Source organism: [Brevibacterium] flavum (genome assembly GCF_019317305.1).
In the GTDB taxonomy this organism is placed as follows: Bacteria; Actinomycetota; Actinomycetes; order Mycobacteriales; family Mycobacteriaceae; genus Corynebacterium; species Corynebacterium glutamicum.
Map to the genome: position 1 here is coordinate 2,811,267 of NZ_CP079240.1, position 12,165 is coordinate 2,823,431.

General features: G+C 51.4%; 9 protein-coding genes. 4 read left to right on the top strand and 5 right to left on the bottom strand.

Features of this window, described 5'->3' with window-relative positions:
• The first annotated feature begins 2 nt into the window (after positions 1-2).
• Positions 3-1,103 (top strand): DNA integrity scanning diadenylate cyclase DisA, encoded by a 1,101-nt coding sequence (gene disA / locus KW808_RS13710; protein WP_040072979.1) that lies wholly within the window; start codon positions 3-5, stop codon positions 1,101-1,103.
• Here disA and KW808_RS13715 read toward each other — a convergent pair.
• The 3 genes from KW808_RS13715 to KW808_RS13725 form a co-directional block, all read right to left on the bottom strand.
• Positions 1,095-1,784: a hypothetical protein gene (locus KW808_RS13715; RefSeq protein WP_034983188.1), complete on the bottom strand. Its 690-nt coding sequence runs from the start codon at positions 1,782-1,784 to the stop codon at positions 1,095-1,097. The genes disA and KW808_RS13715 overlap by 9 nt on opposite strands.
• 75 nt (positions 1,785-1,859) lie before the next feature.
• A complete protein-coding gene (vdh, locus tag KW808_RS13720) occupies positions 1,860-3,314 on the bottom strand; it encodes a vanillin dehydrogenase (RefSeq protein ID WP_003862996.1) in 1,455 nt (484 codons plus the stop codon).
• A gap of 453 nt (positions 3,315-3,767) precedes the next feature.
• A complete protein-coding gene (locus KW808_RS13725) occupies positions 3,768-4,391 on the bottom strand; it encodes a carbonic anhydrase (RefSeq protein WP_003862994.1) in 624 nt (207 codons plus the stop codon).
• Positions 4,392-4,457: 66 nt separating this feature from the next.
• Here KW808_RS13725 and KW808_RS13730 point away from each other — a divergent pair, with 66 nt between their 5' ends.
• Together KW808_RS13730 and KW808_RS13735 are read left to right on the top strand one after the other, a co-directional pair.
• A complete protein-coding gene (locus KW808_RS13730) occupies positions 4,458-5,339 on the top strand; it encodes an iron-sulfur binding domain-containing protein (protein ID WP_003862992.1) in 882 nt (293 codons plus the stop codon).
• A gap of 37 nt (positions 5,340-5,376) precedes the next feature.
• On the top strand, positions 5,377-6,534 hold the full coding sequence (locus tag KW808_RS13735) for a hypothetical protein (RefSeq protein WP_003862989.1): 1,158 nt from the start codon (positions 5,377-5,379) through the stop codon (positions 6,532-6,534).
• 25 nt (positions 6,535-6,559) lie between these two features.
• On the opposite strand, the gene KW808_RS13740 is transcribed toward KW808_RS13735, so the two are convergent.
• Positions 6,560-6,733 (bottom strand): DUF4236 domain-containing protein, encoded by a 174-nt coding sequence (locus tag KW808_RS13740; protein WP_074495980.1) that lies wholly within the window; start codon positions 6,731-6,733, stop codon positions 6,560-6,562.
• A gap of 146 nt (positions 6,734-6,879) precedes the next feature.
• On the opposite strand from KW808_RS13740, the gene KW808_RS13745 reads away from it, so the two are divergent.
• Positions 6,880-7,656 (top strand): acetoin reductase, encoded by a 777-nt coding sequence (locus KW808_RS13745; RefSeq protein WP_003862987.1) that lies wholly within the window; start codon positions 6,880-6,882, stop codon positions 7,654-7,656.
• 80 nt (positions 7,657-7,736) lie between these two features.
• Here KW808_RS13745 and KW808_RS13750 read toward each other — a convergent pair whose 3' ends face one another.
• Positions 7,737-12,158: a hypothetical protein gene (locus KW808_RS13750; RefSeq protein ID WP_034983190.1), complete on the bottom strand. Its 4,422-nt coding sequence runs from the start codon at positions 12,156-12,158 to the stop codon at positions 7,737-7,739.
• Positions 12,159-12,165: the final 7 nt, after the last annotated feature.

Genomic DNA, 12,165 nt, shown 5'->3' on the forward strand with positions numbered 1-12,165 from the left:
GCATGACACCAACAACCACTCCTGTATCAAACCCAGATGCCCTTTCCACTGGAACTCAGGATGTGCACACCCTCAAAGGAACGTTGCAGCGCCTCGCCCCAGGCACACCACTTCGCGATGGCTTAGACCGCATCGTCCGAGGACACACCGGCGCGTTAATCGTCATTGGTGATGATGAAAACGTCTCCTCGATCTGCGACGGCGGCTTTGAATTCGACGTTTCGTTTGCTGCAACCCGACTCCGCGAGCTGTGCAAGATGGATGGCGCTGTCATCTTGTCTTCCGACCTTGAGCGTATCAAACGCGCCAATGTTCAGCTGCTGCCTTCACCAACCTGGCCAACCCAGGAGTCCGGCACCCGCCACCGTTCTGCAGAACGCACCGCGCTTCACACCGGTGTGCCAGTGATTGCGGTATCCGAATCACAAAACACCATCACTCTCTATGTCGAGGGCAAATCCCACATGTTGGAGCAGCCAGCTGCCCTGCTTAACCGCGCCAACCAAGCTTTGGGAACAATGGAGCGCTACCGCGATCGTCTCGATCAGGTCAATAACCGCCTTCACCTGGCTGAACTCCACAGCTATGTCACCGTGATTGATGTTGTTTCTGTCATTCAGCGCGAGGAAATGCTGCGACGAGTGGGTGAAATCATTGATGGCGATGTTCTTGAACTAGGCAAAGACGCCAAGGAGATTCAGATCCAGCTCAGCGAATTACGTGGCGATAATGACCGCGAACGTGAATCAATCATTGCTGATTACCTCGTCACCGACGGCATTCCTGCAGATGAGGAAATCTACGCAGCCCTCGAAGCGATCTCACATTTAGATGATAAGGCTCTGCTGAATCCTGCGAACATCGCGCGTGTTCTTGGACTGCCACCGACCGAGGAAGCACTTGATGAGCCAGTCGCTCCTCGCGGCTACCGCACGCTCAACAGAATTCCTCGAGTGCAAAAATTCCTCATGGATAAACTCATCGTGGAATTCGGCAATTTGGATGCGCTGCTCAATGCGTCAGTAGAGGATCTAAGTGCAGTCGATGGTGTTGGCTCACTGTGGGCACGCCACATCACCGACGGACTTGGACGCTTAAGTTAGGTTAAAGGTCACCGCTGGTGAAGGGTTATTACCGACCACAGTGTGCAAGTAGTAGCCACCGGCGGGGACATCAGTGCGGTTGTTGCACTGGTTTGGCGCTGAAGTGGTACGAGACCATGTTGCCTGGAAGTAGCGATCCTCGCCGGCAGGGAACACGCTCGTGCCGTCTTCAACTGCAGGGTTGCAGTCGACATCAGACCAGATTCGTGCGTTGGTCGCGAGGTTGTATACCTCGAAACGGAGTTTGTTCTCCTCGAGGTCAATTTCGCAATCAACAGCAGTCGGATTATGCACAGCCATAAATAATTCTGGCTGCGCAGAACCTGAGAAAGTCGGCTGATTAGTGCTTGCGGAAATCACCAAGTCACTAAGCTCACAGGTCTTTTTTGCATCTGCTGCAACGGTGGATGTTGCGGTTGGTTCAGCACTGGAAGTCTCTTCTTCTGTGGTGGCTTCAGTCGTGGATTCTTTAGAAGAAGAACTAGACGTCGTGGAAGATTCCATTGAGGAGGTCACTACAGCATTAGTTGGCTGCTCTTCCTCAGGCTCCGATGATCCACCTCGAAGCGCGACGACTGCCCAGATAATCAAGGCAATCACGACGAGCAGAACTAGGAGCGCTGCCATGCGGCGGCGCTTGTAAATGACTTCATTATGTCTCGGCGTTCCCACACAGAACACTCTATTACTTTCATCGGCCTGTTCAGCGGATTAGCGTTTTGGGCGTGTTGAGTGCGGGATAACGTCGAAAAGCAATTAGCTCCGCTTGATGCCGATCCATCGATCTGTGGTGAACTCCTCGATCGCCCAATCGCCGTTGAAGCGTCCGAGGCCAGAGTTCTTTGAACCACCGAACATCACGTGTGGTTCATCGTTGACGGTGAGGTCATTGATGTGAACCATGCCGGAATCAATCTGCAGAGCAAACTGGGCTGCACGATCAATATCCTTCGACCACACTGCCGCGCTCAAACCAAAGTCGGAAGCATTGGCCAGCTCTGCTGCGTGTGCCTCATCATCGGCCTTCAGCACGCTGATGAGAGGTCCGAAGATTTCCTCACGAGCGATTTCCATGTCAGAGGTGACATCAGAGAACACATGCGGATGAACCAGTCGGCCTTCAATTGGCCCTTCAACCTGGACGGTTGCCCCTTCCTTTTTGGCCAACTCGATCTTTTCCTTCAAGCCACTGAGCTGACTGTCATTAATGACAGGTCCAACAAGGGTTCCTTCTGCGCTTGGATCGCCGGTTGGAATGTTCTTCACTGCTTCAACGAACTTCTCTAGGAATTCATCATGAACTGCAGCATCAACAATGACTCGGTTGATTGACATACAAATCTGTCCCTGGTGTAGGAAAGCGCCAACTGCGGCAGCCTGGGCAGCGGCGTCGATGTCGGCGTCGGCAAGCACAACGAACGGCGCGTTGCCACCGAGCTCTAGTGCAACAGTTTTCATTGGTCCACCATTAATTGCCAGCTCACCGACACGACGACCGACTGGGGTTGAACCGGTGAAAGAAATCAGCTTTGGCACGGCGTGGGTGACAAAGTGATCACCGATTTCAGATCCTGCGCCCGCAACCGTGCTGATCACGCCTGCAGGAACTCCGGCCTCCTCAAAGATTCGTGCAGGAATTACACCACCAGTAACTGGGGTATCACTCGCAGGCTTAATCACTACAGCGTTGCCCACGGCTAGTGCCGGAGCAACCGAGCGGATCGAGAGGTTCAGTGGGAAATTCCATGGACTAATCACTCCGACAACGCCCTTGGCTACGCGGTACACACGGTTTTCTTTACCCGGAGTATTCGAAGGAGAAATTCGACCATGCACACGACCAGGGAATGAAGCCGATTCTTTAGTGATGTTTCCTGCCAAAGTGATTTCCAAATTAGCCTTGGAACGCGTCGAGCCGGATTCCTTGATCAGCCATTCCACGATTTCCTCCCGGTGCTCTTCAAGAAGTTCAGCCGCACGGTAGATGATGGCAGATCGTTCCGCAGCTGGCATCGCGGCCCATTCTGCCTGGGCTTTCTTCGCGGACTCATATGCGGCATCAACATCAGCAATGGAAGCTTGTTTGCTTTCGGCGATTACGGAATCGTCGTAAGGATTGATATTGGTGGAAATTCGATCCGAGTTTCCCTCCACCCACTGGCCTCCGATGAGGTGTTTGGTGGCGTCGATTCCAGCAAATGTTGCAGTCACAATGTCTCCTAAAGTTGATTGTGGATACTTCACCAACTGTACCTTTAGTTACAAACTTGTGATTTTTATGAAATCAATCACTGCTGCCCTAGAGGTCGATTTGCGGGCCTGGATTTCCAAAAGGGCCATAGGGCTGAGTGGCGTTCATCGCCGTTGGAATCGATTCTGCGAGGTCACTTTTTCGCTGTTCAGGACGGGAATTGTGATAGTTTCCACAGCGATCAAACTGGCGTGCCAAGATTACCTAAAAAGCCGAACTTCTGGCACCTGTGTCCGGTTCCCAACCGGTTCTCAATCTCTAAACCTCTAAACCTGACAGGCGTTCCAAAACCTGGAAAAAACCCAGAGTCTTGGCACGCCTGTCTGGTTTCTCTAACTTGAGTCCCCCGAACTACCAAACCACACTGCCCACGGCCCCCAAATCACCGATCATAGGCAATCTCAGACCGAAAACTAACCCACGTTCTTGCTAATTACAGGTTCAGTACGACCGTCAGAGAGTCGGTAGCGCAAACCAATGATTCCCAACTCACCGGTTTCGACCTTCTGATGAATCTCTGGAGAACGGGACAACAGTTGGTTTACCGTTGCCACAACGTGGTGTTCCTCGAATTCCTTGATGGAGCTCAGGCCCTCTGCCTTGGCTTCTAGAATGGATGGTGCAACCTTTTCTACCAAAACTCGTTGGTAGCCTCCGGGAAGTGCACCGCCTTCAAGTGCTTCTGCAGTTGCTGCAACTGCACCACAGGATTCGTGGCCCATGACGATAACCAATGGAACGCCGATGGATTCAGTGGCGTATTCGATGGACGCAAGCACTGCTTGGTCGAGGATTTCTCCGGCAGTACGGACAACAAAGAGGTCACCGAGACCGACGTCAAAAATAATCTCAACTGGCACTCGAGAATCTGAACAGGAAATAACAACAGCTGCAGGCGTTTGTCCATTGCGAAGTTCTCTTCTGCGCGGGGCGTCCTGGTTTGGTCGATCTTCGTTGAAACTGATGAATCTTTCGTTTCCGGCAAGCAATGCTTCCCATACTGCGGGCGGAGTTCTATCAACATTACGCAAAGGCATAAGCTCTATTATTCCACTCGGTGTGACATATGACCTAAAGTGCCAGTCAGTACAATCATTTAGGTCATGTCATTTACAGCTTTTCAAACAGCCCTGCTCGTGTGGTTTAGAGCAAATGCCCGCGATCTTGCGTGGCGTGATCCCAATACTTCAGCATGGGGAATTCTCCTTTCAGAGGTGATGAGCCAACAAACTCCCGTCGCGCGAGTCGAGCCGATTTGGCGTGAGTGGATGGAAAAATGGCCCACTCCGGAAGATTTCGCGAATGCGAGCACCGATGAGATTTTGCGGTCGTGGGGCAAGTTGGGCTATCCACGTAGGGCGCTGAGGTTGAAGGAATGTGCAGAGGTGATCGTCGAAAAGCATGCCGGCGAGGTGCCGGATACGGTGGAGGCGCTGCTCGCGTTGCCGGGGATCGGTGATTACACGGCGCGCGCGGTCGCGGCGTTTCATTTTGGGCAGCGCGTGCCGGTGGTCGACACGAACGTGCGTCGCGTGTACCAGCGCGCGGTAGCCGGACGTTACCTTGCGGGGCCTGCGAAAAAGCAAGAGCTTATCGACGTCTCCCTTCTCCTTCCCAACACTCACGCCCCAGAATTCTCTGCCGCAATAATGGAGTTGGGTGCTCTTATCTGCACGGCCACTTCCCCAAAGTGTGACACCTGCCCACTGTTTGACCAGTGTCAATGGCAAAAACTTGGCTGTCCCTCCCCGAGTGAAGAGGAGCTGGCTTCAGCGAAAAAGCGGGTGCAGAAATTTGTGGGAACCGACCGACAAGTCCGCGGCCTGATCATGGACGTGCTGCGCAAAGCCACCGCACCTGTGCCACTATCCGCAATTGATGTCGTGTGGCCTGACGATGCCCAACGCTCCCGGGCGCTGTTTTCGCTCATTGAGGACGGACTCGCGGAACAAGATGAGGCGGGTTATTTCCACCTGCCACGATAAAACACTGCGCGCCTGCAAAAAACAGTAGGTTTAAGTAATGCTTGGTCTCTCTCGTCGTAAGTTTGCCATGCTCGCTGCCTTAACTGCGGGAATCGTTGGCGTTGTTGCCACTGGTTGTAGTACGCCCGCAGAACCTGAAACGATCGATAATCCGGTGTTCATTGGTATCTCCATTGATCCAATTAAGAACCTAAGTCCGAATCACGCTGCAAACCTCTTCGCTTTATCTGCAGATGGCTCGGGAGGAATTTTCCAAGAACTCGCTCCCACATACTTTCCGTCGATCCATCGATTAGGAAACGGATTCATCGCACCCGATAGAGATTCTTTGGTAGTTGTCGACGCTTCTCTAAAGGAAGTTTATCGAAACGAAGTGGCCAGGCTTGGTGTTGGAATGCAAACTCAATCAGCTAGGTCTCCACTGCATAAATCAGTTGCCTTCTCCTTCAATGAAGGAACAGCTGAAGCCCCATATAGACACCGCATCGTCTCCGCAACTGAGAAAACATCAGCTTCCGCAATGACAGATCAGCGGCACTTCGCGCTTACTGCATGCGATGACGGATCCACACGGTGGGTCGAATATTTCCCTGACCGCGGAATGGAAGATCCAATGGGCCCCGGCTCAGCACGCATCGTGACTCTCCAGGCCGACGGAGAACTCAGTGAAATTGACGTTGAGTGGAATTTCCCGGATCGGCCCTCCGCCCCAATTATTCTGTCTTGCGAAGATCCAAGCGCTTATATAGTTTCAGAAGAAGACATCATCTATGTAAAAGACGAGGTAAGCCCTGCCGAATCCATAAGAAAATTACGTGCATATGAAACTCCGGACCGCGCCCGATTCGATACAGTTTCCGGCGAAGACTACTTCGCTTTTACGTCAACTGGGATGCTGACACGCATCAATATTCCCCAAGCAAAAATCGTCTACGCACAATCCATTGACCTCTACGGCAAGCATCCGGTTTCCATAACTTTCGATTCCGACCGTGCATACGTGGTTACTGCCGGGGATTCCGGGGAAAGCCTTCTTGAAATCGACTTGAATGATCCAACATGCACTTCAGATCAGCTCTCGCTCACTGGTTTCAACCAACTGCTTACAGCTCGGAAACCTAAGCCAGAACCGTCGATCATCATCGAAACCATCTTGCCAATTGACCCAAACTACTCACTGGGTTGTAAGAGTTAGATTTTGGACGGAAGTGTGTATGCCGTTATTTCTTCCACCTGCCGCGATAGTTCAAACCGCCAGGCAACTTCACTGAGATTCCACCACGCGAATTAATAGTCACCGGCCCGATTCGCTTCGATCCGGAAACACCAGACTTGGAAACATTCAGCCAACTGCCTTTTCCGGTCTTAATAATTTTCCGATAATTCAGCCCCATGTGAACCAGCATAATCTTCATCACATGGTGTGTGCAGAAATATTTTTGCCGGCCTATTGTGGCGACCGAGGGCCTTTGAAGGTTCGACAAACTGTATAAGGCCTTAAATCTTGAGAATCTATTTTGAGGAAGCAAGAGGAAGTGTCATGAGCAAAGTTGCAATGGTTACCGGTGGTGCACAAGGCATCGGTCGTGGAATTTCAGAGAAGCTGGCAGCAGATGGTTTCGATATTGCCGTAGCCGACCTGCCACAACAGGAAGAACAAGCTGCAGAGACCATCAAGTTGGTTGAAGCTGCAGGTCAAAAGGCTGTATTCGTTGGATTAGATGTCACCGATAAGGCTAATTTCGACAGTGCAATTGATGAGGCAGCAGAGAAACTTGGCGGCTTCGATGTGCTAGTAAACAACGCCGGCATCGCACAAATTAAGCCACTTCTGGAAGTCACCGAAGAAGACCTAAAGCAGATCTACTCCGTGAACGTTTTTAGCGTATTTTTTGGTATTCAAGCAGCATCCCGAAAGTTCGATGAGCTTGGCGTAAAAGGCAAGATCATCAACGCTGCATCAGTCGCTGCTATCCAAGGTTTCCCAATCTTGAGCGCCTACTCCACCACCAAATTCGCGGTTCGTGGCCTCACCCAGGCTGCTGCTCAAGAACTTGCTCCGAAGGGCCACACTGTCAACGCATATGCACCTGGCATCGTGGGTACCGGAATGTGGGAGCAGATCGATGCTGAACTTTCCAAGATCAACGGCAAACCAATTGGTGAGAACTTCAAGGAGTACTCCTCCTCCATCGCGCTGGGCCGACCATCTGTCCCCGAAGATGTAGCCGGACTCGTTTCCTTCCTGGCTTCAGAAAACTCCAACTACGTCACCGGACAGGTCATGCTTGTCGACGGCGGCATGCTTTACAACTAGTTTTTATCTGCTAATCCCCCGCGTATTCTTGACTAATCTGCGCGGGGATTAGCTATTCAACCAGTCGCCCAGACTGCGAATTACTTCAGCTCCTCAAATTGTGGAACATCACCTGACTTATACCGTTCCCAAGCACGAGAAAAGAGCTGTGGCATCGGCACTAACGGTGGGCAAGATTTCACCACTGGACGCATCCGTGCGTCTTCCCACAACAGGTAAAGCGGCGCTTTCCACACCTCCATCCCCTTTTCACTGACAATTGAATCTAACCAGCCACCGGGCAAGAAACGTGTTCGTCCTGCTCCCGGGCGTTTCCCTACCTCAAGTACTCCCAACTCAGTCAAAGGGGCAGCTGCTTGATCAATTTCCTTCTTCTGCCACGCATTCCATTCCCGAACTAAAGCATCCGACGGAGTTGTCAGTGTCAGTACTTGGAGGAAATAGCGAGCCGCATCCTGGGGTACATTCAAGGAACTCATCACTGATTCCACCACTTCAGGTGCAGAAACCATGGGATCAAAAGGATGACCAGGTGGCGATTCATAAGTAGTGCGCAGATCTGCGATAAGACCATCGAGATGCCCTTCGCTAAGTACTCGGAGCGCATGTACCTCACGATCATCTTTAATCACCGAGAACTCTGCACCTAACTCGCATATAGAGATACTCTGAACAAAATCTTGATCCACTGACCATTGATCAATATGATCCCGGAGACGATCAAACTGCTCCGCGATGAAAGGTCGGATTGGATCATCGCTGCGACGAAGAGCAGCAAGGGTAAGCAGTGGAGCAACAAATTCATATCGAGCACGGTAGAAGTCATCTTCAAAGATCAAGGGGCGCAAGATCTTTTCTACTTCCGCAGAGTCCCTCGAATCCACTGCTCTTTCCAATGCGGTCCGCTCTTGCTTAGTGATTCGATGCCCGGCGTCGTTGGTGCGACTACGCCACACGGCAGCCATTGCAGGATAATCAAGCCCCGCTGCGATTTCCGCAGGGTTTTCTGGAACTGAAGCAACGATCATTTCGCTCATGAGATCTGGCCTTACCGAAATCAGACGTTGCCTAGCAGCCCGAAATTCCCCCAATTTAAGTCCCAATGCATCACGGTGGGCGATGCTTGCTGGACTGTCTGGAGATCCCCTAAACAGCACAGGTCCACCTGCAAGGTAAATACACGCTTCTTCAGGCAAGGTAGTTCCGGACAACAATTGTGAAACTCCATCAGAAATATCGGGAACCACCCCAGAATCCAGCCGTTTTTCTAGGGCGGTCAACGCGCTGAGAAACTCGGCAGCTGAGATCTGTCCACCCATATTCTCATATACCGGTACACCAGCTACTTCTTGAATATCGTCTTGGGTAAGGAGGGAACCACTAAAAACTCTGCGACCGACCTCGCCGGAGATTGCAAACGATCCCTCAACCCAATCCCCTTGTTTCCAAAGTCTCTTATCGCAGCGCACACTCACGATTCGCCACTTTCCACACAGTATTCCCATACTGACCAACTCTCGGAAAATGCCAATTATAGGACGAATGCTGAGAGGATTAAGCTTGGGCGCTGCAATCCGACCTAGCAACTCACGTTCACTCCCCATGATCGAAAGCGCCGAAAATTGGCCATACAGTAGACCTGTGGCCTGCTCGCCCGGATTCTCCAAAATCTCTTTCACATGCCCAAAAAAATCCAACACGGAGCGACGGCTCTTGTGCATACGAACGCCAATGAGATCCATAAGCAATATCGAGGTCTCTGGTTCAAAATCTTCAATTACTGGTTCGATCGGCTCTTTCACCGGCGTAACCAAAGATTCACGCAGTGAATCCCACATCCGTCCAAGCGCGACTGCATCTTCTGCCATATTCACAACAGCAGAGACAAGCACTGGATCTTCGGAGTCCAAAAAGTCCGCAGCTGCGCTCCAAACTGAAGTTCCCGGTTCAGCGTCTACTTGTTCCACATCGGACGGATAGCTCCCCGACAATATCGATTGTCCAGCGACTTTCCGTTCCATATTTGGTTCTACTGCGCCTAAAAGCACTTGAGCTGAAGCAACATTGCAGTTGCGCATCTTTACACTTGCTGCCTCATCTCGAGGTCTCAAGTGGTGAAGATGATCGATGCCATCAAGCATATATACAAGGTTTCCCCCATAGATACTTAAACACAGATCTGAAGAGGCATCACGCAGTTGCTTCCAATCAGTCAACCAGTATCCTCCACCAGGACGAGCTAAGACCTGTTTGAACTTCGCTGGGGATTCAAAGACCCCTAGAGGAGTGACCACTTGGTGGATCTCATCATGTCGAGAAATAATCCTGACATGTTTGCCGTTAATATTTCCTGCCAGACTCCCTTTAGTTTCTGGAAATACCGGGAATATGGAAGGTTGAATCTCACTAGGATTGTCCAGATTCACGCCCAGATCCGCTACCCCCAGCGCATCTACTACTTCGTGTACATCGATTGGATCACTGAATCTTTGCTCCTCCGAGAGCCACTGCGCAGTTCGTTCCCGATCAAATCTAAAGATTCGGTCATCGTGAAGGCTGCAGACCAAACCACCACAGTAGGTCTTTAAATCCAGCGACCCTACAGTGACCAGTCCAGCTGCGGTGAGGCGTCCACCAGCGTAAGGGAAACTCATCTGATCATTCCCTCTGAAGGTCACTGACAGATCCGCGGTCGATACCTCGACTGTGTCACCGTTCCAATACACCAAAGGTGGCCCACTGGAGTAGGAACAAAACGCCACGTCGTCATCGATGGAATAGGCTGTGGCGAGGCGCTCTTCCACTTCATCGGGAAGCTCACCCCGAGTGCGCACGTTATGCGCGTCGATAAGCTCAAAGTACTTTCCGCAATTAACGACAAGATCAGGGAAGGTGCCGAGCAGTTTGATCTTCGATTCGGGGCTTAGTTCTTTCAACCGAGACACCGATTCCTCAAAAACCTGCCAAGTCAGTTCCGCGAACGTCCCTGCACGAATTGACCAAGTAAGTGCTGCAGCTGGATCATAGCTAAGGATCTTGTCCATTGCGGCAGGATTGACCTCCACAAGAAGCGGGATACCCAGATCTTTGAGCCGTTCCTCAAAAATCCACGATAATTCGGTCAATGAACCTTGAGCATTAATTACTAGATCAGCAATGGAATCTAGATATTGCGCCAGCAAATTACGTGCGCCAGAGACCTCACACAACAGATCAAGATTCGCCTGTATGAATTTTGCATCAAGACGGAGTGCCGCACACTTTGAAAGCACTGGATCTGAAGCAATGCTCTCCAAGTCGCGACTGTGTTGTTCTTGTGCAACCCAATTGTCCCACTGCCATTGTGGATAAAACCCGACCTCCGTCCAGGTCACGCCAGCCGCACACAGCGCATCCAGGTATTCCAGGGGAAACTCAAGAATGTCAATTTCTATTTGTGTCCCTGCCAACTTAGTACCCAGCAACTCAATGGCAGCAAGCATCCGGGGACTAAAAGATCTGGATTTCCTATCTTTTTCCGCGAGTCTTGCTCGAACCCAAGTAATTAACGCGTCCTCATCGGAGAGCAAATTTTGCCAGACGCCAGCATCTTCTAAGAATTCCAACCACTGTTCCATCGAAAACTCTATTGGCCGATTCTGCAGAAGAATACCGGCGCGTCCAGGATTGTCCCGAAGCCAGAATGCGAGTGATGCCTGGGCCGTCTTCCAAAAACCAGCTGGAGCGTAGATTATTGAACGAAACTCAATCATGGAATCAAAAAAGCGAGCATCTGCCTCGGTAGAACTCAATCCAGCGAGCGTTCCTAGCTTTCTTAAATCTCGCAAGACACCCGGATATAGTGGCTGCCCGGCGCGCAGACTATTGACATTAATCCGCACAATGGCATCAAAAGCACGGGCTGGGTCTTCGAAAAACTCTGGTGTATCTTTAGCTGCCCGGGTAAGTTCTTTCGGTCCAACTACACCGCTGAGAGCAAACTCAAGAAGTGCTGCCTCATGACGTGCTGGGTCAATGGAGATCCCATAGCTTCGTTCAACCTCCCGTGCCCTGTTGAAATATTTCCGAGCGACATCGTAGTTGCGCACAGCAATAAAAATTCGTGCGAGTTCTTCAAGCAAAGTCGGCACGAAATGCGGCGCGGACCTAGTGAGATCGCCAACACGGTCATCAAACCGGTCTCGTACTTTCTTCGCACTACTGCTTGCGTGTTTTCGCGCCCACTCCAAATCACTGACCAAGTTCAATGCGAACCGGGCATTGTCTGGATCAGTGATGATCGGCCAAGCCGGAAATCCCAATGCTCTTGGCTGCACTCGTGCAACCGGTTGCGCATCCTGCGCAAGAAAACCAAGGGTCGTCTGCATTACTGTCTCTGCAGCTAGTAGTGCTTCGGGAACCAGTCTCACCATCTTGCGACCACCAGCAACGAAGCTGACTGCAGACAGTGTTACTGAGTCAGCGTCCGGGGTTCCTAACGCCTGTAGCTTTTCGACGACCACTTGAGTT